We start from the raw sequence: 20,959 nt of genomic DNA, 5'->3' as shown, positions 1-20,959 counted from the left end.
GTGTAATGCCTATAGCTACATATATTGATTCATTTTCTACCTATCTCTCTTGATAGGAAACACCATAGCATCCAGAAATACCACGGCATATTCTTCCATGAGAGGGCGACTACGCCACTTCTGAATCTCTTCTATGCCTACCTGGCTTATCCTTGAGATGTTAGCATAAGAAATCTTTATTTCATAAAGCTCTTTTAAAACTTCTGCTATCTTCCTTGTTGACATTCCTGATATCAACATAGCCCTGATTAATGCATCTAAGTCTTCTGTGATGCGTTTGCGATAGGGAAGAAGGGCACTTTTAAATCCATTATCCCTTGTTCTTGGAACACGTATGGCTGTAAGCTCGCCAAAAGCTGTCTTTAAATCCCTTTCGTAAAAGCCATTGCCTTTTGTGGGAGGATTGTTTTCCAGGTAAATCTCTCTTTCCTCTTTTAACATACTCTCTAATACTTCCCCCGTTGCGTCAAATAAAAAAGTACTCGAAATTCGAATCATTGCCTCATAAAAAAAAGTACTCAAAAATTCCATACAGTTTCCTCCAAATTTTTGTTTTTTACATTCTTTTTCTTTTGAAGGCTGTAAAGTTTTCTCTGGCAAGCCGTAATTTTTTGTCTTAGGTGAAACAAATCGAGAGCCTTATAAAGCCTTGTGAGGTATTTCTTTTGTGCCTCACTTACATAAGAGCTTTCTAAAAGCCGCTGGTAGGGAGTTTTAATATCATCATGCTTCTTTTGCACCTTGCTTCCGATTCTCTTTTTCTCTGTCATTTTCATAACCGGTTGAAAAAAGTTGGCATAAAGCCTGAGATACGCATAGAGTCGGTTCAAGTAGTAGACTTCTTCCTCGGTATCGTAGCGGAAGTATCCAACATTCTGGCGGACTATGGAATAGTTTTTCTGCTCGACGTAGCAGTTATCATTGGAACGGGAGCTTCTTCCCCTTGTAAATTTTATCTGGTTCTTCTCACACCAATCACGCAGAGGATGATTAATAAATTCAGCGCCGGTATCAGAATCAATTCCCCGTAACTCAAAAGGAAGTCTTCTTTGGACTTTTTCTATGGCTTCTCTTACCCATTTTGAAGCTTTGTTTTTGATTGCCACAAGTTCTGTCCAACCGCTCCAAACATCCACCATATTTAATGTTTGAGCAAAATCTCCCCGGCTATTTCCTCCCTCATGGGCTACCAGATCAATCTCCATGAACCCAGGGCAATTTTCATCCCACTCTGCCCACGTGCGTATAGCTATTTGTTGCTTTAACAACGTTCCAGGCTTTGTACCTTTTCGTCCTTTTATCTCAAGCTTTTTACGCTCATGTTTCAAAAGTCGGTCAATACTTGAAGCACTTATATGGCGCAAGTTTTCTATAGCCTGTGGAGAACCGTGGAGATGTCCGTTTGCTAAGAGATTATCTAAAACTTCATTTAAAATTGGCTTTAAACGTTTGCCACACATGTAGTTTTCAATTTCCCAGACCTGTTTTAGCATTTTTAGTTCCTCTTCGCCGAATTTTTTCTTTCTGCCAGGTCTTTTGCCCTTCTTGGCTATGTCGGCTTTAAGGTAATTTTTCTTGCCTACATAGATGGTTTTTCCGTGCTGCCTCAAGAGCCTGGCGGCATAGTTTCGATTTTTTAGGCCTGTTATCCTCACAAAATAATCCAGTATCTCCATTTTTTCCTTTTTGCTGGCTTTTTGATATTGTTTTGCCGTTTCCCTGTAAATAGGTCTCCTTTCAAACATCGCTAACTCCACCTTGTACCTCCAGTTCTTTGAACTGGATTATTTTACACAAATTTAAAGTACTTTTTTATTTTGAAGCAACGTTCCCTTTTCGAGTACTTTTATTATGAAGCAATTCGCTTCCTTGACAATTGGTTTGAATAGCTCTAAAATATTCTTCGTCTCAATCATATCTGGCCTCCTGTGATAGTTTTATTTATATTATCACAGGAGGTTATCTTTTTCCTACCAGACACAATTAAGTATACACTGCCTTTTATTATGAAGCAATTCGAAAAGTTGAGAAAAAATTTTTTTTCTTGTACAATATGCTGTTACATATACCAGTAAAGAAGGGAGTCTCTTATGACATCCAGAGAAATCCGAAAAGCTTTTTTGGAATATTTTCGTTCTAAAAATCATACGATTGTACCATCAAGTTCTCTCATACCGGAGAATGACCCCACCCTTTTATTTACCACAGCGGGGATGGTACAGTTCAAACAATTTTATTCCCGTGTGGTGGAGCCACCTTTTCCCTGTGCTGCCACTGTCCAGAAATGTCTTCGTGCGGGAGGCAAGAGTAGTGACCTCGAAAACGTAGGGAAAACCCCACGTCATCATACCTTCTTTGAGATGCTTGGAAATTTTTCCTTTGGTGATTACTTCAAAAAAGAAGCCATAGAATACGCGTATGAGTTTGTTACGAAGGTGGTGAAAATCCCTCAGGAAAAACTCTGGGTTTCGGTGTACGAGAATGATGATGAAGCCTATGAGCTGTGGCAAAAAATAGGAGGATTTTCCCCTGAGAGGATTGTTCGCCTGGGGAAAAAAGACAACTGGTGGGGACCAGCTGGTGATGAGGGGGCTTGTGGACCATGTTCGGAGATTTATATCGATCTCAGGGACGTGATCGAGTACCCTCCTTGTGATGAGGAAAAGCCTGGCCCATGTGATGGTTTTCTTGAATTCTGGAATCTGGTGTTCAACCAGTACAATCAGGATCTCTCCGGTCAGCTTCATCCTCTCGAGTATACAGGTATCGATACGGGGATGGGACTGGAGCGACTTACCATGATCCTTCAGGGCAAGAAAAGTGTCTACGAGACGGATATCTTTGAACCCATCATCAAAAAAGCTCTCAAGATTTCCGGTTTAAAATATGAGGGCAAAAATCGTGTGCCTATCAATGTGATTGCTGACCATGCGCGAGCTGTGACGTTTGTTCTTTCTGAGGGAGTGTTTCCCACCAATGAGGGGCGAGGGTATGTGCTTCGTCATATCCTCCGGAGGGCTATCCGCTACGGAAAAATGATGGGGCTTGATAAGCCGTTTTTCTATCAGATGGTAGAGCCTGTGGTTGAGGCTATGGGGGATTTCTATCCCGAGATTAAAGAACATGCCGCTATGGCAGAAAAGGTGATCTACTCTGAGGAGGAGGCATTTTTCAAAACGTTGAATCGTGGTCTTGAAAAACTTCAAGATTTTATTCAAGAGATGCGAGAAGCTGGGCAGGCCACACTCTCGGGTGAGAAAATCTTTATGTTGTATGATTCGCTGGGGTTTCCCCTGGATTTTGTGCAGGAAGTGGCTGTTGATGAGGGTTTTGGGCTCGACATGGAGGGCTTTCAACAGCGTATGGAAGAACAGAAAAAACGAGCCCGTGCGAACTGGAAGGGAGAGGGATTCGATTTTAGGATTTTGCAGGGTATTGTTCAGGAAACCGAGTACGTTGGAGAAGATCTCTACGAATGTGAGGCAAAAGTTACCAAACTTATCAAAAACGGTCAGCTTGTGGAAAGTGTTTCTGAGAACGATGATATTATTGTCATCACTGACAGGACTCCCTTTTATGGGGAAAAGGGTGGACAGGTGGGGGATCAGGGTGTGTTTGAACATCGTGGTTCTCGGGTGGTGATTCAGGATACCAAGGTGTATGAAAAGACTATTCTTCATTATGGTCGGGTCCTCAATGGAACACTTGAGGTGGGGGATACGTGTCTTTTACGTGTGGATGTGGAGAAAAAACAGGCGACTGCCCGTCATCATACCGCGACACACCTGATTCACAAGGCACTGCGTCTTTTTTTTGGGGACCATGTTCGCCAGGCCGGATCATATGTTTCTCCTGTCTCGTTGCGGTTTGATTTTACCCATCCTCAGGCCCTGACAAAAGAAGAGATTGAACGTGTGGAAGCAGAAGTGAATCGCATCATTCTTGAAAACCGTCCTGTTCATCGCCATATCATGAGCCGTGAAGAGGCTCTTAAGATGGATGCGATGGCTATTTTTGAGGAGAAGTATGGGGAAGTTGTTCGGGTTATTGAGGTGGAAGGATTCTCTCGAGAGTTGTGTGGTGGTACCCACGTGTATCGAACGGGAGATATAGGACTGGTGAAGATTATTTCTGAGAGTTCGGTTTCTGCTGGTACCCGTCGTATTGAAGCTGTGGCCGGGATGCGTTCACTCGAACTTTTCCAGACGCTTTTCTATCGCTCGAAGGAATTGGCGATGATACTGACCGCTGAAGAAGATCGTATCATTGATCGTGTCAAAGAGCTTCAGCAGCAGTTAAAAGATCAGGAAAAAGCTATCCTTGAAAACAAGAAAAATCTCGCCTGGTTTCAGATAGAAGAGGAACTGGCTAACCAACCGGCAGGGAAACCAGTCTTTATCATGAAGAGGATGGATATCGATCAGGAAGCACTCCTTGGTGTGGTTGATACCTTTAAAGCCAAGGTGAAAGAGGGGGTGATTCTTCTCTTTCGTGTTTCTGATGATTCGAAAATTCAGATTGTCTGTGGTGTGACACCGAACCTCACGACGAGACTCAAGGCGAACGAGGTGGTGAAAAAGGCTGCTTCCCAACTTGGTGGTGGGGGGGGCGGGCGCCCTGATATGGCTCAAGCGGGTGGAAAGGATGTCTCAAGGCTTGGCGAGGTAATGGAAGCCATGGCAAACGAGATCCGAACTCTTCTGGGAGTATAGAAAACGCGGGGAATGCCGATACTTTACGATGAGACTCTTTGGGAGGAAGGTAGTGAAGTATCGGTTGTGGAGTTTGTTACTCTCCCTTACGGTGATGGTCACTGTCTGGGCTGAGAGTAGTGATTTCGGTTTTAAGCCTCTCAGAAACAAAATACGAACCAAAGAGGATTATTTTCGGCTTTTTAACCAGTGGTTATACCAGGATATGGATTCGGTGAGTCGCAATATCTTTTTTCTTGAACTGGCGTATGTGATGCCGTATGATCATCCTATTAAGGCGCTGACACCTATTACTAATGAGATGCAGTACCTGCACTATCAGTATCTTTTGATGATGCAGATTTGCCAGCTCCTTACTCAGTCGTATATTGATTATGGATATATGTATATGAAAGAGCATATCTACTTTTTTAATGAAGAATTTAAGACAAACTATCTTCAAGGATATGATATATCGGAATTTTATTTTACCAAGGCGAGGCAGTACTGGGATGAAACTATCCAGCATGCAAAAATGGCTTATGAAACTCGCTTCTATAAGACAGATCTTCTGTATATGGAAGATATGGTGTACCGTATACGGGATGGAGACTTAAACTATTATAAGGTGATTGATAATCTCATGTATCGGATTGAACGAAATCGTGCTGAGATAAAACGACGATGGGGAGAGTAATATGCGTTTTGGAAAACTGGTTTGTTTTCTTCTTGTGATGGGGAATATGTGGGGGAAATTTGTGATTGATGAACCGGGAGCGCAAAATCAAGCTCCTGTGAGTCGTCCTGTTTTTGGAGGAGGGGCAAGAGGAGTTTCTCTTGATATGCTGGGAAGCGTAAATACCTTTGATGCTCTGGGAAGGGCTGTCTTTGGGGGAAAAATTTTCTTGTATGAGAATGGTGGTTTTGGACTCCGGTTTCAGGTAGGGATTTTTGATGTTGTGGATATAGGGATATCGGAGGGGATTGAAAACCTTATCGGTGTGGGAAATCCTCAGTTTTTTATTCCTGGCGCTTATGTAAAGCTTCAGATTATTAAGAACCTTTCTGGTTTTTCGTGGGCGGTAGGTTTTGATACCTTTGGCTATGGACGGCGGACGCTTTTTAAACGTGAGAACGGTACCGAGGACATGCTTTATGGGTTCTATAGTGTTGCTGGATGGAAGTTTCAAGGATGGGGGAGTCAGGATTATCTTCTCTTTGGGGTGAGATTTCCTCTTTTGCCAGCAGAAATGCGTGCGTTGGAGGCTCTCTCTTTGATGGGGGGAATAAGTATCCATCTTGGACCGTATTTTTTTGTTTCGGGAACCCTGGAACATCTCTACTTTTCTGAGAAGTACCAGAATCGTTTTCTTCCGTCGTTGATAGCTGGTTTTGTTCCCTCGGAAAATTTTGAACTCCAGGTGTTATTTCAGTATCTTACTGAAGAGAAGGCTTTTCACCGATCGTTGTCTTTAGGCTATAAAGCCAGGTTTTAGGGTATGATAAAACTTTTTCGTTGGTTGTGGGTTTTTTCGGGGACAGTCCTGTTGGTTTGGGGATTCTGGACGAGGAGTCTTTTCTGGATTCATCTGTTCTGGCAGACACTTGTGTGGGGATTGGTTGTGGCTGAGGTTGTGATTTTCCTGCGGGAGCGATATCTTTCTTTTTCTTCTATTTTGATACTTCTCTGGACATTCTTTTTTTATACAATTTATGGGAAGCATTTTTTTGGGGGAATTGAGAGGGTACTTTTTCTTTCTCAGGATATGTATGTTTTGAATGCTACGCTGACGCTTTCTTTTCTGGCGATATGGCTTGTGAAGAATTCTACATTTTTGACGTGGATCTCTCGAAAAGGCTGGCAACCCTATATGGTGATTGTGTTTTCGTTTTTTGTTCTGATATGGACAGGGACGATTTTGCTTCTTTTTCCCTTTTCCCGGCAGGGAAATGAGCCTCTTTCTTTTCTGGACGCTTTGTTTACCGCCACATCCGCTGTATGTGTCACGGGGCTTACGGTTCTGGATACGGGGAAGGATTTTTCTCTGATAGGGCAGATGGTGATTTTGGGGCTTATTCAAGTGGGGGGACTGGGGCTTATGGTGTTTGCGGGGGCGTTTGCCTTTATGCTGGGGAAGGGGCTTTCCATCCAGGGTGGGATGACGCTTACCAGTGCCCTGGGAACATCGAGCTTTCGTGAAGTACGGGAAATGGTTCGGAGTATCTTGTTTTTCACGCTGGGATGGGAGCTCTTGGGGACTATCTTGCTTTTTTTTGGATTTTTACCGGGGAAAAACTGGGGGGAGGCGGCGTATTATGCCCTGTTTCACTCGATAAGTGCTTTTTGTAATGCGGGGTTTTCTCTTTTTTCTGAGAGTCTTATGGGGGTGCGAGAGAATGTCTTGGTGATCCTTACGGTGGGGTTTTTGATTATTTTTGGTGGACTGGGTTTTGGTGTCATAAGAAATCTGTGGTGGTTTCTGAAAAAGGTCTTGTGGATAAAGGATGGGATACGCTCTGGAAAGTTACAGGATGTGGATGAAGAGGTGATAAAACGACTCCGAGAGAACACGTATCTGCGGCTTCATACGAAGATTGTTTTGAGAATGACAATATTTTTGATTGTTACGGGGATGATTTTGGTGTTTTTCCTTGAGTATAATGGAGAACTTCGAGGGATGAGTTTGGGGCAGAAGCTTTTGCATAGTTTTTTTGCGGCAGTTACACCGAGAACAGCGGGTTTTAATACGATTGATTATGGTTCTGTTTCCCGCCCGACACTTCTTCTTACCATGGTTTTGATGTTTGTTGGGGCTTCGCCTGGCTCGACAGGTGGTGGTATCAAAACCGTGGTGGCGTTCCTTGTGCTTCTTAATACGTATTATGTCTTGAGGGAAACGCTTCGCGTGAAAGTAGGGAATAGAGAAGTACCTTTTGAAAGTATCAGGAAGGCATATCTTATTTTTGTTATGTCGATGTTGTGGGTGAGTCTTGTTTTTGGGTTGTTACTTTTCTTTGAACCGAAATTTTCCTTTGAACAGCTTTTGTTTGAGGTAATATCTGCTTTTGGGACGGTGGGGTTGAGTACGGGGATCACCTCTGGGCTTTCTCCTGTTTCGAAGGTTTTGATTATTTTGACGATGTTTTTTGGGCGTGTGGGGCCTCTTACACTTTTTTATGGGATAGGGTTTACATCTGAAAAAATAGTAGTTCGATATTTGAAAGAAGATGTGATGGTAGCGTAGTTTGATGCCTTTTCTTTTTTCGGGGAAAAGTGGTAAAACAATTTTTTGAGATGGCTCTTTCTTTTTTACAGTGCTTTTATCAAGGGAAAAAAACTGTAAAAAGGGAAGAGCATGTTTCTGTTTTTCAAGGGAATGGTGGTTTTGTTTTTTCTAAAGAGGGGGGAGAGTGTGCTCTTACCCTGTTGCAGTTTTGGTGCGGGCATCTAAAAAGTTTCTCGAGAAAGGGAAAACCTTGATGGTATTTTTTGTTTTGAGGTGATGAAATAGCTTTTTTTGTAGTGAAAGACCAAAGACTTTGGAAACATGTTCTCTTTTAGAAGAAAATTTTGTTGGATTATGGAGGTGTTTGGATGGGTAAACTGTGATAGGGGAATAGCATCTTTTGCTTTTTTGGGTTAAACGTTTAACCATGGGCTTTTTTCTCCTACGTATGGGGAAAACGTGACTTAAAAAGTGTTGCAAAGGGAATGGTTGTCCTTGTTGGATATTGTGAGAGGGAGGTGTGCTGACAGGGCACAATGCGTTTTTATTGATAGAAAAACAAAAACGCTGTATACTATTTATACCCTTTCTATGGAAGGATAGAATAATGGCAATTTCTCTCTCTTTTCCTGTGGAAAAGCTTCCTGCGCTTTCTTGTGGGGACGTGGTAAGGATTCAGGGGACGGTGTATACCGCTAGAGACCAGGCGCATAAACGGCTTGTTGAGGCTCTCAAGAGAGGCGAAGAGCTTCCTTTTTCTCTCAAGGGGCAGCTTATTTATTATTGTGGTCCGACGCCACCCCGGGAGGATGGACTCTTTGGTTCGGCAGGACCTACAACCTCGGCACGGATGGATCCCTTTACGCCTCGCTTGATAGAGGCCGGGGTGGTAGCCACGATGGGCAAGGGTCCACGAAGTGAAGCCGTTCGAGAGGCGTGTGCAAAATATGGAGCGGTGTATCTTCTTACCTTTGGGGGAGCGGGAGCTTTTCTTGCTCGCAGCATTCGTTCTCAGCGTTTGGTGGCGTATCCGGATTTGGGAGCGGAGGCTATTTATGAGCTGGTAGTAGAGGATTTTCCCGCGATTGTTGGTATAGATGCCCGGGGGAGGGTTCTTTCGGAGGGTGAGTGGTTTGAACTTCAGAAGGAGAAAAGCGCATGAGTACCTTGTTGTCGTATCTGCTTGCCCTTGTTGTTTTGAGTCTTTTGGTTTTTGTCCATGAATTGGGGCATTTTGTAGTGGCAAGACTCTTTGGTATTACGGTTGAGGTGTTTTCTATTGGTTTTGGTCCGGAGATTTTTGGCTGGACGCGGGGAACAACTCGCTACCGGGTGAGCTGGGTGCCCTTTGGAGGTTACTGTAAGCTCAAGGGAGAATTCTCCGAAAGTGCACCGGATTCTCTCTATGGGAAACCACCCTGGGTGAGAATTCTCGTGCTTTTGGCTGGTCCTGTCGCTAATCTGTTGGCGGCTGTAGTGGTGATGATTGCTCTCTATGGTGTGGGATATAGTGAGGTGCTTCCCTCCCGTCGTGTGGATGTGATGGAAAAGATTGCCGAAGAGATTTCCCCGGCCTGGAAGGCTGGGCTCCGTCCCGGGAGTGAAATTCTTTCTCTCAATGGGAAAGAGATTCAGAATTTCCAGAATATTATGGAAGAGGTTGCTCTTCGTGTGAATCAAGAGGTAGAGACAGTGTACGTACTTAATGGGCAAACAAATAAAACATACGTAAAACCGATCCTTAACCAGGAGACAGGTCTGGGTGTGATAGGGGTTTTCCCCCTTTATGAGGCAGTGGTGGGGGCAGTCATTTCTAACAGGGCCGCAGCGAAGGCGGGTTTAAAACGTGGGGATAGGATTGTTGCTGTTGAGGGGAAAACTATCCGCTATTACTATGAGTTGCGTTCTGTTCTTGAACATAACCAGGAGAAAGAGATTCGTTTAACGTATGTTCGAGGACAGGATACCAATACGGTTTCTCTAAAAGTCGAGTCCCTGGAAGGTCGGGGGGTTATTGGTATTCAGCTTTCTGGTGAGGGTGAGGTGGTTACCAACCGTGTGAAAAGTGCCTCGTGGCTCTTGGCTCTCTCGGATGGGACTCGTGCTCTCTGGGATCAGTTTCTTCTTACCATAAGGGGGTTTAAAAGCCTTTTGAGTGGAAGGATTTCTGTTTCTCAGAATCTGTATGGTCCTCTGCGTATCGTGCAAACGACGGCTCTGGTGACACAGCTCAGGGATTTTTCTCTTTTGATGAGGTTTGTTGCTGTGATTAGTTTAGGACTTGCGCTGGCGAATCTTTTACCCATTCCCGGGTTGGATGGAGGGCATGTGGCGATTGCTACGGTGGAGTTACTCATGCGAAGACGGCTGGATGATCGTATCCGTGTGGCTATTGAGAGTTTTGGAATTCTGGTACTCTTGATGCTTGCTTCCTGGGTACTGTCCAATGATATTGTTAATCTTTTGAGAGGAAACTAAGATGATTTTTCGACGGAAGCATCGTCTTGTCATATTGATCTCCGGACGCGGATCAAACATGAAAGCGATTCTTGAAGCGGTGAAAAAAAAGGAAATTCCCCATACGAGGGTAGTGGGTGTCATCAGCGACAATCCTGATGCAGAGGGTCTCACCATAGCTCGTCGTTATGGTGTACGTGCCCTCTATCTTTCTGCGGCTCCTTACAAGACAAAACTGGAAGGCCCTGCCGAAGAGGTCTATATTCGTACCATCAAACGTATGAAACCGGATCTTATTGTGCTTGCCGGTTTTATGCGGGTCGTGAAACCCCGTTTTATCCAGAGTTTTCCAAACAAAATTATCAATATTCATCCATCGCTTTTACCAGCGTATCCTGGTCTTCATACCCACGAGCGTGTTCTTGCGGCTGGAGAAAAGGAGTCAGGGTGTACGGTGCATTTTGTGAATGAAAAGGTGGATGGAGGAAAGCGGATTATCCAGGCTCGCGTTCAGGTTCTTCCGGGGGATACACCACAGACACTTGCTGCTCGTGTGCTTGAAAAGGAACACAAGATCCTTCCCTATGCTATCCGTCTTTTACTTGAAAAGAAAATATCGTATGATTCACTCGTTGAACCAATCCAATGGGGGGAAGAATGGAAATTTTAGGTTTTATTGCAGGTTTTTGTACGACACTGTTTCTCGTTCCTCAGGTGATTAAGGTCATCAAAACGCGTCAGACACGGGATATCGCTCTTGGGATGTATGTTCTGATGGTGGTTGGGGTGTTTTTCTGGCTTTTGTATGGGATAAGTACACGTGCACTATCGGTTATTGTGGCTAATAGTATCACGTTTATCCTTTCTTTGATTGTTCTTATTTACAAACTTCGAGAAAAACCTGAGGCTTAGGGTTTCTTTTTGGCCTTTTCCAGGCTTGTCTGCAGGATATCCTTTTGTTTTTGTTTTTCAGAGGGATTTTTTTCGACAAAGAGCTTGCGCTCTGGATGGAAGGGATCCCTTTCGGTGTAATACATCACCGAGGCATAGGTCGAAGGAGTAGGGGTAAAGATCTGCACCTGTTCAGGAGTGAGGTGAAGATGCTTCTGGATGAAGTGTTTGGCTTTGATCATGTCCTCACGTGAACAGCCGGGATAGGCTGCAATAAAGTAATAGCTAAGAAACTGTTTCTTTCCGGCTTCGTGAGAAAATCGGAGAAAATCCCTGCGAAAGCGAAGGAGTGTTTCAAGATCAGGTTTCCCCATGAGGGAGAGAATCTTGCTCTCCGTATGTTCGGGGGCAAGCTTGAGTTGCCCTGAGGTGTGGTAAAAGGCAATCTCGCGCACGTAGGCTTCGCCGTCCGGATCAGCATAGACGAGGTCGGGGCGAATCCCTGAGGCAACGAAAACCCCTTTCACCCCCGGCAGACGGCGAATGGCTTGCAGGAGTCGGATCTGTCTTTCGTGGGAAGGGATAAGCCTCTCACACGGATGAGGGAGAAGACAGTGTCTCTCTCGACATGCCCCACTTTTTGCCTTTTTCGCACAATCCATCTGCCACATGTTGGCAGTTGGTCCTCCTACATCAAAAAAATATCCCTTAAAGGCGGGGTGTTTTGTGAGTCTTTTTGCCTCCCGGAGAAGAGAGTCTTCTGATCGGGAGATGATCCATCGCCCCTGGTGGACTCCAATTGCACAGAAATGGCATCCCCCGTAACACCCCCGATGGGTGGTAAGCGAAAACTGGATGGTCTCAAGGGCTCGAATCCGGCCCTGTTTTTTGTGCAAAGGATGGGCATCATGCTCATAGGGAAGCTCATAGACGTGATCGAGCTCTTCGGTGGTAAGAGGAAGGGCGGGAGGATTATGGATGAGGTAGCGTGGTGGTGCATCGTTGGGCGTCTGGCGTTGAAAGAGTCTTTTTCCTGTGATGGGATCCTGATTGGCATAAAAGAGGTGAAACATCTCGATAAAAGCAAGCGGATCTTTTTTGACCTCGTCCCAGCCCGGGAGTTCAATGCCCTCTGGTGGTGGTGAAGAACTCAGATAGCAGAGGCCACGAATATCCCGGATGTCCTCGTTTCTTGCAAGCTTGTGGGCTATCTCGAGGATGGTTTTTTCTCCCATGCCGTAGACAAGGTAGTCTGCCTTGCTATCCATGAGCACTGAACGACGAAGATCATCATCCCAATAGTCATAATGAATAATCCGACGAAGACTTGCCTCTATCCCCCCCAGGATAATGGGCACCTCTCTTCCAAAAAGGCGAAGGATAGTATTGGTGTAGACAATGGTAGCCCGGTCAGGACGGGTAAGCTTCCCCTCGGGCAAAAGGTCATCCTGGAAACGACGCTTTCCCAGGGGAGTGTAGTTAGCCACCATGGAATCCATGGCACCAGCGGTAATACCCCAGAAAAGTTTTGGTTTTCCCAGAGCCTTGAAGGCATCCTCATCCCGTGGATCGGGACAGGCGATGATGCCTACCCTGTACCCCGCGTCTTCCAGAACGCGCCCGATAATGGCTACCCCGCTAAAAGGACTATCAATATACGCATCGCCGGTAATAAGGATTACATCCAGTTCCGTCCATCCCCTTTTCTCCATTTCGGCACGGGTCATGGGAAGAAACATACTTAAAATCCTGTCCTTTTAAAGAGTTTTTCGAGATCCTGTTTCGAAAGTCGAAGGAAGGTAGGACGCCCGTGAGGACAACTCGAACTATTGGGAGTATGAGAAAGTCTCTCGAGAAGACCATATGCCTCCCGGGCGGAGATGTGATCATGAGCCTTGATAGCCGTTTTGCAGGCAAGTTGTTTGAGTGTTTCTTCTATCATCTCAGAAGGATGTGCCTGCGTATGGTTTTCTAGGGCATCCAGACATACCTCAAAGGCTTCCTCGGCACGAGAAGGGGAGAGATAGGCAGGGATAGCACGAAGGACAACAGAATCGTTTCCAAATTCTTCTACATCAAATCCCAATCTTTCGAGTTCTGTTTTATGCATGAGCACTTCGCGTGTTTTTTCCCTTCCCAGATGGAGGGAAACAGGATGCAGAAGCTCCTGGGAAGAAGAATGGGTCTGGTACTGGGCTTTTATTTCTTCATAGCGAATTCTTTCATGAGCTGCATGCTGGTCAATGATGAAAATTTCTTCTCCCTTTTCAAAAAGAAGATAAGTAGCAAAAAGCACTCCCACAAAACGGTAGGAGGAAACCACATCCTCGACGTTTTCCTCTGAGAAAAGACCTGTCTCAGTTGCAGGAAGGGATTCCCCTTCATAGGGATTTGGAAGAGGATGGTCTTCGGTGAGGAGGAAATCTGGCAGGATAGGAGTTTCTGTCTTCTCATGGACAAAAGGAACAGAAAAGGCTTCTTTTGCAGCAGGAGACGAAGAAAAGAAAAAACCACTTTTTCCAAGAGCAAGGGACTTTTCCAAACTCTGTCGAAGATGGTGAACAAGCGCTTGCTGGAAGTCATGTTCTCTTCGGAAGCGAACCTCCCGTTTCATGGGATGAACATTGACATCGACTTCTGAAGGGTCCATCTCCACAAAAACAAAGGCGAGCGGATGCCGTTGCGGGGGGATGAGATCTCCATAGACCTGGGAAAGTACAAAAGAAAACAACTTCCATTCCACCACGCGACGATTGACAGCAAAAAACTGAAAATTCTTCTGGGGCTTGAGGTAGGTGGGACGACCAAGAAAACCATGTACTCTTCCTTCGTTTACAGCAAACTCAAAGGGTATGAGTTCATCCGTAATATCTCCGAAGAGATCGACGATACGTTCAAGAGTGCTTCGTCTGGCAGGAGAGCGGAAACGCTCCCGTCCCTCGCTTCGGTAGAGAAATCCACACTCAGGGAAGACGATCATCTTTTTTAGAAGTTCTCGGTAGACAAGTTTTGCTTCCTGCATGGGACTCTGGAGAAACTTTTTTCTTGCGGGAAGGCGCTCAAAGAGCTGGTTTACCCTCACTACGGTTCCATATCCCATGCCTATTTCCTGAACATCCTTGAGCTCTCCATACTCGACCACGATCCGTGTTCCACAGACACTTTCCCTGGGACGGGACATGACGTCTAAAAACGCTACGCTTGCAATACTTGCGAGGGCTTCTCCTCGAAACCCGAGGGTTGAGAGATGTTCAAGATCTTCAAAGGTAGAGATTTTGCTTGTGGTATGGTTGTGATAACAGAGAAGAACATCCTCCCGGCTCATCCCGATGCCATTATCACTTACTTCTACAGAAGAGATTCCTCCATCCATGATGCTTACCTCGATCTCTGTCGCCTGAGCATCCAGAGCGTTATCAACGAGTTCTCGTACTACCGACGCAGGACGATCAATTACCTCACCGGCAGCAATTCTGGTGGTGGTAGCTTCATCTAAAGGACGGATTATCCCCATAGGGAGTTAACCTTTTTTCGAGAGATACTGATACCCAGTCCTACAATACCAACCATGATCATTGGTAAAGAAAGCAGCATCCCCATGGTAAACCAGTTCCCATAGAGATAGCCGATATGAATGTCAGGTTGGCGGATAAACTCAACGAGAAAACGTATCATGCCGTACCCTACAAAAAATGTCCAGAGATAGACACCACGGATTTTTACCCCCTTGCGGAAAAGGGTATAAAGGATGAGAAAAAGAACGATACCTTCTCCAAAGGCTTCATAAAGCTGGGAGGGATGACGGGGAAGATTGACCAGGATCTCTCCCACTTCATACGGAAGGCGAAAATGGTTTTTGATCTGTTCGGTAACAATCGTGATATAGGGTTGAGTGCCATCGATAGGGAGCGCGATCTTTTTTACCATCTCCTGCACAGCAGGATCAGAGAGAGGCTGCCACCTGGAAAGGGGCACGGTAGGGAAAATAACCCCCCATGGGAGAGTCGTTACCGCTCCCCAGAGTTCGCCGTTTATGAAATTGCCGATACGGCCAAAAAAGAGGGCAAGTGGGATAGCTACGATAAAAACGTCAGCAAGATCCCAGAAATTCTGTTTTTTCCATGTAAAATAGATCCAGCTCAAGAGAAAACCAAACAACACCCCACCATGAAAAGACATCCCTCCCTCCCATACAGCAAAGAGGGTCAGAGGGTTTGCCATAAGACCAGAAAAGTTATAGAAAAGCATGTAACCAATTCTTGCTCCAATAACGATGAAAATCATGATCGTAACCGCTGTATCGGAGAGAAACTCTTGAGTTAATTTGATTTTCCCCGTTTTGATCCATCGGGAGAGAAGATAATAGTTTACCCCAAATCCTACGAGATACATGAGGCCATACCATCTGAGGACTATGGGTCCATAGATAGAGAAGATTTCATTACTGAGGTTGTGGATAATATAGGCAAACATAGAGACTCCTTTTTGAGAATTCTTATGATTATGAAGCAAAGGACAAAATATTGCAAGTCAATGAAAATAAAAGTCCACAAAAGAGAGTCTTGTAAGAAAACCCGCATGGATTGATATTTTTTGCTTCCATGCATTACGAATCAGGGTGATGGTGAGAAGACTTTTTGAAAAAGATGGCAAGATGGACATGATTACTGCAGGTTAGGTCTTTTTATTCTGTTTTTTAAATACTTGATTATTTTTTTTTCTAGCCTTACCATAAAAACAGGAGGAGAAGTTATGAAAAAGTGGGTGATATATGGATTTCTTTTGGTGTGCTGGGGTTTTTTGTGGGCTCAGCAGACAAATCTTGTAGTTCAGCAGGTGGGGGTAGTTTCTCTTGGGAAGGGAGATTTTGAACCGATAGGGAAGTTTCTTGCGGAGGAGATTATCGGCTATTCTGAAAGAACAAATACAAGAATCGTCAGTGCGCGTCAGGATGATCTTGAGCTTCTCAAGGTGAAAAATCTCTCGGGGATTGTTCTCGTGGATTTTCATCAGACCAATGAGACAGGAGTAATAGATCTTCGTTTTGCAGAATCAAAAAAAACCAATGAGATCAAGAGTTTTGCAACCTTTGCTCTGAAAAACTGGATGGTAGAGATCCCGAAGATAGCGAAGTTAGTGGCTTCTGAGATTCAGAGGCGTTATCCTCCCAGACCAAAAGCAGAGATTCAAACTATCGAAGTGGTAAAAACCTACTCTCCCTATGAGGTGCGGGGGCATGAACTTGCCCTGGGTTTTGCCAGTGGTTATTGGGGAAATAAACTAAAAACGAGGGGTTGGTATTTGTCCGCGGGTAATAATACCAATGTCTCCCTCACAGGTTTTTCGGGAACGTTGTATCTTTTGTGGAGGACAGGACTGTGGTATGTTGAGGGGCAGATTCAAGGGGCGTTTGGAGAGGATAATATCTATATCGCAGAAAGTCAGGCAGGGTATGGGCTTCTGGGAGGGATTGTATCTCCCCTTGTGGGAGGATTCTTTGCCTACCAGGAACATTTCTGGGAGATGGCGGGAGTTGAGGGGGTATCGACGAATCTAGAGTTTATGACACTGGTTACAGGGCCTATTGTTGGTATTCGAATATCCTTTCAACCGACGTTCTGGGTGACGTTTTCTGGTGGAGGGTTGCCCGGTGTTGCTTTACCCGTATTGATGGCTGAGGGTATGCCCGAGAGCTTTGAAGGAAATTTTTCAACTTCTTTTTTTAAGATTCAGGCGTCTTTCAAATATCAAAAAAATTGGATCTTCTTTTTTAGTTGGCGTATGTGGATGAGTCGTCTCGAATGGAAAGAAGAAGGGTATGAGCTTGATAGTATATGGCGTATTCAGGAAGCTTCTGATGAATTGGGAGCGGTGATGATAGGAGGGGCATATGTTTTCTAAAAAGATAGGGATAATTTTGGTCTTTGTTTTTTGGGGTTTTTTGTGGGGAGAGAAAAACTGGCGCGTGGGGATCTGCGCCTTTGTTGATATCTCTGCCGAGAGTGATGAGGTGATAGGGATGATTCTCCAGAGTTCCCTGGAGGGGGTTCTTCGACGGAACAAGAGGTTTCAGGTGATGATAGTTTCGAATGCGATAACCAATCTCTCTCAAGCACGATCTGTAGGGACAGCTGCCAGGTTGGATGTACTGATCTATGGTTTTTATCGCAGGGAGGGGAGAGATTTTGTGGTTATGGTCAAGATCTATGATATCCTTGAAAACGAGGTTCGTTTGTCCAAAACCTATAAAGGGGTGCATTCGCGAGATATTTTTGAAACGGTGGATGAGATCGCATCAGAAGCCAGTGAGGAGATTAAACGGGCGCTTCCTGTTTTATTGACGGAAGAGGATGTTGCCCGGATTCAGGCTCAGAGAAAGGAAATATACGAGCCAAAAGAGGTAACGATCCGGCGTGAAATGAGGCTTGGTATTGGTATGGTAGCTACAGGGACAGAGATGTGGTTTGAAAGGTGGGATACCATGAATCTGACAAGCTCTTATAGCGGGCATTCTACTCTTTTTTCTCCCGAGATTTCTTTGAGCATGCAGATAGAGTGGCTACGGCTGGCTTTTGTCATGAAAGGGCTGCCCTGGCTACCTACGTGGTATAATCTTGAGGCATACAAAGGAGAATTTTATGGAGATTATAACCAACCTATTTCTTCCGTGAATGGGATAACACTCTCCGACGTCCTCTGGCAGTCTTTGTTTTTGAAGGCAGGTGGGGTGTTTCCGTTACACAGGAATCTCTGGATCTTTGCAGGAGTTGGTGGCTTTGGAGGGAGTTTTTCGCCTGTCCCTCAAGCAGAAGAGGTTCGTATAAATGAAGGTGGAGGGATACTTCTGGATGGGGGTGTGCTTTCGAAAAACTGGGAGGTAGGGATCATGTATCAACTCTGGCCACTCTCTCAGGGGTGGAGGGATTTTGGCATCAATCCGGACGTCCAATGGAAAGAGTCTTCTACGTTGGGCACGACGTATAACCTTTCACAATATAATTTTCCTTTGATAGCGATTTACGGGAATTATTTTTTCTTTCCACAACTTGGGGTGGCTTTGCGGTTAAAAAAGATTGACATGCAGAGGAATTTTGAATACTTCCGTACGGATAGTGGTTCTAGTAAAAGCTTTATGCGCGTAGATTCTGTTGATATTTCGCTGGAGGTAAATTACCGCTTCAAGTTTGGGTTCTAACCAAGGAGTTCCCGGATAGTTACCTGAAGTACCTCGTTTTTAAAGGGTTTTACGATCCAGCGATTAGCACCAGCTTGTCTTCCTTCTTCTTGCTTGTCTTGCTCGTTTTCGGTGGTGAGCATGATGATGGGGGTTTTTGCGTACTGAGGCATTTGACGTATTGCCTTGATAAACTCGATACCATTCATCTCTGGCATGTTATAATCCACAATAAAATAATCAAAGGTGTTACCTTCAAGTTTCGCTAAGGCATCTTTACCGTTTTCTGCTTCGACGACGTCGTATTTTTCTTCCCGCAGAACGAGGGCGACAATCTTTCGCATGGTAACGGAATCATCCACGATGAGAAATTTCATATACTGCCTCCTTGTTTTGTTTATTTAAGTAAAAATCTTTCACTGGATATCTTGGCTTCACGGATCAAGTCGTTTTTGGCTTCGTCCATTTTGTCCATGTCCCATTCGTCGAAAGTCATGCCGAGGGCTGTAAAAACCTCACTTCCCTGTTTGATATTATCCTGAATCTGACCGAGGTAACTCATGACGTTTTCTATCTGTTGACGGGTGATATCCTGAAATTGGAGAGATTCGACGATGGCATCCAGGTCTTTTTGCATGTTTGTGGCATTTTCTTGTAAGAGAGAGGAGATGTCCATCATGTGCTGGGATGCATCCCGGAGTTTGGCTATGAGAATGGAAGCGTTTTCGGATGCCTTTTGAAACTGGGTCATGGAGTTTTCCATTTGAGCAATCCACGAGTTCCAGAGTTCTTTATTGAATCTTTCAAAGTGTTCGAGTTTGTGACTTACCTCAGCGGTGAACTGGTCTATCTTTTGATTGAGTTTTTGGATCTCTCTGACAATTACCTTAATGGCACGACCCTGTTCACCAAATTTCACTTCCTCGATAGAGAGATTGACAGCGATGATCTTGTTCTGACCGAGGATGTCGTTGATGCTTCTGAGCTGTTCGAAAATGGTATGGATCTGGTTTGTGAGATCGGTGATCTGGGATTGATTTTTTTGGACGAGATTTTCGTATTCTTGACGCATATGGTAATAGCTTTCATTGATGGCTGATGTTTGTTCAAGAATCTGGGAGAGGGAGTCTCCCTTATTTTCTTCGAGCCGTTTTTTCACCTCTTCGAGAGTGAGACGGTTTTGTTCAGAGAGAGAGATAAAGCTACTAATGAGGGTGTTGGTTGCTTCTTCGGTTTTTTCGATGACGTTGAGAAGCAGAATACGAAGGTACGGGAGTTTGTAAAAAGCCTTTTGAAGGTGGATGATACTCTCTGAGTGGAGGTGGATGGTGTCAGAGAGGAAAATATCTTGAGATTCTTGAAGGAGTTTTTCATAGGTATCTCTGTCCTGGAGGGGAAAGCCTATTTTCTCCCAGCTTTCGAGAATCTTTTTTTTCTGCTCTTTATTCTGAGAAGGGAAATCGGCAAGAATGGCCATGAGTTTACCCGCAAATGTATGGAGAAGAGGAAGAAAGGTTTCGTCGGATGACGAAGATGATGTTTGTGGAGAGATGGTCTGTATTTTCCTGGGCCAACCGCCGAACACGATAAATATGAGAGCGGGTAGCATAAGCCATAGGGAAGAGAGAAAAAAGCTATCATTGCAACAAATATTCCGATAATGAAAATAAGCCGTTTCCAGAATATCTGGTTCACAAAACCCCCTTGACAACATAAGATCGAGCTTCGTATTCATCAACACACAACGAGATGTCTGCGATGGTTTCGGTAAAAGTAGCGGTTTCATATTCCCATTGAGGAAATTCCATTTCGTAGTCTTTATTATTTGTGAGGTTGGTGAGAAATCGTCCGGCTATAACATTGAGAACCTCAAGGATGGCATCCTGAGCCTCCTTCTCAGAAGATACCTCTTTGGCGTAGAGATTTCGAACGATTTCGTACTTCATCTCAGGAGCGAAGTAAAGGTAGATTCTCCCCAGGAAAGGCTTAATAACCTGGATGCTGACGCATTCGAGGGTCGAGGTTTGTACTTCGGTGGGGGATTTTTCCACTTCGAGGAAACCCATCTCTTCTATGGTGGTTTTAATGGCTTCAAAAAGAGTGTTTTGAAAGTCTTGTGAACTTATCATGTTTATGCCTCCTTTTGTTCTCTGAGGGCTTGGTAGAGTTCCTGGGGGTTTATAGGCTTTTTTATCATGGCTTTGACTCTGAGTTCTTGGAGAGCATCGATGAGTGGACCAGAGAGAACACTTGAAATAACGACCACATCTTTTTGCGAAAAAGAATGATCGGTTTTAAGTCTGCGGATGAAGTTCGCACCATCCATCTTGGGCATGTTGATATCGGTGATAATAAGATCTATCTCTGGATGTCGTTGCAGGATATCTAGAGCTTCAATACCGTTTTCAGCCTCAAAAAAGACAGCATCCGAAAATCCTATGATCTGCAAACAGCGCTGGATGATCATGCGGGAGGTGGATGAATCGTCGGCTATTAAAATGTGTTTGTACATAGGGCCT

The 20,959-nt window shown here is 44.7% G+C and carries 19 protein-coding genes; 10 read left to right on the top strand and 9 right to left on the bottom strand.

The window, feature by feature from the left end; genetic code table 11:
* Positions 1 to 36: 36 nt before the first annotated feature.
* Both KDW03_RS00840 and KDW03_RS00835 read right to left on the bottom strand, forming a co-directional pair.
* Positions 37 to 531, bottom strand: a complete 495-nt coding sequence (locus tag KDW03_RS00840; RefSeq protein ID WP_271435516.1) for a transposase — start codon at positions 529 to 531, stop codon at positions 37 to 39.
* A complete protein-coding gene (locus tag KDW03_RS00835) occupies positions 519 to 1,745 on the bottom strand; it encodes an integrase catalytic domain-containing protein (RefSeq protein WP_271435515.1) in 1,227 nt (408 codons plus the stop codon). Before KDW03_RS00835 ends, KDW03_RS00840 begins: the two co-directional genes overlap by 13 nt.
* A 345-nt stretch (positions 1,746 to 2,090) precedes the next feature.
* Here KDW03_RS00835 and alaS point away from each other — a divergent pair, with 345 nt between their 5' ends.
* The 8 genes from alaS (at position 2,091) to KDW03_RS00795 (ending at position 11,287) form a co-directional block, all read left to right on the top strand.
* A complete protein-coding gene (alaS, locus tag KDW03_RS00830; protein ID WP_271435514.1) occupies positions 2,091 to 4,712 on the top strand; it encodes an alanine--tRNA ligase in 2,622 nt (873 codons plus the stop codon).
* Between the two features lie 52 nt (positions 4,713 to 4,764).
* Positions 4,765 to 5,388, top strand: coding sequence for a hypothetical protein (locus KDW03_RS00825; RefSeq protein WP_271435513.1), 624 nt, complete (start codon positions 4,765 to 4,767; stop codon positions 5,386 to 5,388).
* A gap of 1 nt (position 5,389) precedes the next feature.
* Positions 5,390 to 6,187 carry a hypothetical protein gene (locus KDW03_RS00820; protein WP_271435512.1) on the top strand — a complete coding sequence of 266 codons (798 nt, stop codon included), beginning with the start codon at positions 5,390 to 5,392 and terminating at the stop codon, positions 6,185 to 6,187.
* A gap of 3 nt (positions 6,188 to 6,190) precedes the next feature.
* Positions 6,191 to 7,936 carry a TrkH family potassium uptake protein gene (locus tag KDW03_RS00815; protein ID WP_271435511.1) on the top strand — a complete coding sequence of 582 codons (1,746 nt, stop codon included), beginning with the start codon at positions 6,191 to 6,193 and terminating at the stop codon, positions 7,934 to 7,936.
* Positions 7,937 to 8,525: 589 nt separating this feature from the next.
* Positions 8,526 to 9,080: a FumA C-terminus/TtdB family hydratase beta subunit gene (locus KDW03_RS00810; RefSeq protein ID WP_271435510.1), complete on the top strand. Its 555-nt coding sequence runs from the start codon at positions 8,526 to 8,528 to the stop codon at positions 9,078 to 9,080.
* Complete coding sequence (rseP, locus tag KDW03_RS00805) at positions 9,077 to 10,396, top strand: RIP metalloprotease RseP (RefSeq protein ID WP_271435509.1); 1,320 nt, start codon at positions 9,077 to 9,079, stop codon at positions 10,394 to 10,396. The genes KDW03_RS00810 and rseP overlap by 4 nt, the downstream gene beginning before the upstream one ends.
* A 1-nt stretch (position 10,397) precedes the next feature.
* Positions 10,398 to 11,045 (top strand): phosphoribosylglycinamide formyltransferase, encoded by a 648-nt coding sequence (purN, locus tag KDW03_RS00800; RefSeq protein ID WP_271435508.1) that lies wholly within the window; start codon positions 10,398 to 10,400, stop codon positions 11,043 to 11,045.
* Entirely contained in the window at positions 11,033 to 11,287 is a 255-nt protein-coding gene (locus tag KDW03_RS00795) for a SemiSWEET transporter (RefSeq protein ID WP_271435507.1), read from the top strand. Before purN ends, KDW03_RS00795 begins: the two co-directional genes overlap by 13 nt.
* Here the strand turns inward: KDW03_RS00795 and KDW03_RS00790 are convergent.
* From KDW03_RS00790 to lgt, 3 genes are read right to left on the bottom strand one after another with little or no spacing between them, the layout of a single operon-like run.
* Positions 11,284 to 13,005, bottom strand: a complete 1,722-nt coding sequence (locus KDW03_RS00790; protein ID WP_271435506.1) for a YgiQ family radical SAM protein — start codon at positions 13,003 to 13,005, stop codon at positions 11,284 to 11,286. The genes KDW03_RS00795 and KDW03_RS00790 overlap by 4 nt on opposite strands.
* A gap of 2 nt (positions 13,006 to 13,007) precedes the next feature.
* Positions 13,008 to 14,780, bottom strand: coding sequence for a DNA mismatch repair endonuclease MutL (gene mutL / locus KDW03_RS00785; protein WP_271435505.1), 1,773 nt, complete (start codon positions 14,778 to 14,780; stop codon positions 13,008 to 13,010).
* Positions 14,771 to 15,739 carry a prolipoprotein diacylglyceryl transferase gene (lgt, locus tag KDW03_RS00780; protein WP_271435504.1) on the bottom strand — a complete coding sequence of 323 codons (969 nt, stop codon included), beginning with the start codon at positions 15,737 to 15,739 and terminating at the stop codon, positions 14,771 to 14,773. Before lgt ends, mutL begins: the two co-directional genes overlap by 10 nt.
* A 279-nt stretch (positions 15,740 to 16,018) precedes the next feature.
* Between lgt and KDW03_RS00775 the strand changes: the two genes are divergently transcribed.
* Positions 16,019 to 17,167 carry a hypothetical protein gene (locus KDW03_RS00775; RefSeq protein WP_271435503.1) on the top strand — a complete coding sequence of 383 codons (1,149 nt, stop codon included), beginning with the start codon at positions 16,019 to 16,021 and terminating at the stop codon, positions 17,165 to 17,167.
* Complete coding sequence (locus KDW03_RS00770; protein WP_271435502.1) at positions 17,157 to 18,461, top strand: hypothetical protein; 1,305 nt, start codon at positions 17,157 to 17,159, stop codon at positions 18,459 to 18,461. The genes KDW03_RS00775 and KDW03_RS00770 overlap by 11 nt, the downstream gene beginning before the upstream one ends.
* Here KDW03_RS00770 and KDW03_RS00765 read toward each other — a convergent pair.
* The 4 genes from KDW03_RS00765 to KDW03_RS00750 are packed head-to-tail and all read right to left on the bottom strand — an operon-like array spanning position 18,458 to position 20,952.
* A complete protein-coding gene (locus KDW03_RS00765; protein WP_271435501.1) occupies positions 18,458 to 18,817 on the bottom strand; it encodes a response regulator in 360 nt (119 codons plus the stop codon). The genes KDW03_RS00770 and KDW03_RS00765 overlap by 4 nt on opposite strands.
* Positions 18,818 to 18,837: 20 nt before the next feature.
* Entirely contained in the window at positions 18,838 to 20,226 is a 1,389-nt protein-coding gene (locus tag KDW03_RS00760; RefSeq protein WP_271435500.1) for a methyl-accepting chemotaxis protein, read from the bottom strand.
* Positions 20,132 to 20,569, bottom strand: coding sequence for a chemotaxis protein CheX (locus tag KDW03_RS00755; RefSeq protein WP_271435499.1), 438 nt, complete (start codon positions 20,567 to 20,569; stop codon positions 20,132 to 20,134). The genes KDW03_RS00760 and KDW03_RS00755 overlap by 95 nt, the downstream gene beginning before the upstream one ends.
* A gap of 2 nt (positions 20,570 to 20,571) precedes the next feature.
* Positions 20,572 to 20,952, bottom strand: coding sequence for a response regulator (locus KDW03_RS00750; protein WP_271435498.1), 381 nt, complete (start codon positions 20,950 to 20,952; stop codon positions 20,572 to 20,574).
* Positions 20,953 to 20,959: the final 7 nt, after the last annotated feature.

It is taken from the genome of Thermospira aquatica, assembly GCF_023525255.1.
Classification (GTDB): domain Bacteria; phylum Spirochaetota; class Brevinematia; order Brevinematales; family Thermospiraceae; genus Thermospira; species Thermospira aquatica.
The sequence above is the reverse complement of the archived record's forward strand: the minus strand, read 5'-3'. Positions and strand labels throughout refer to the sequence as shown.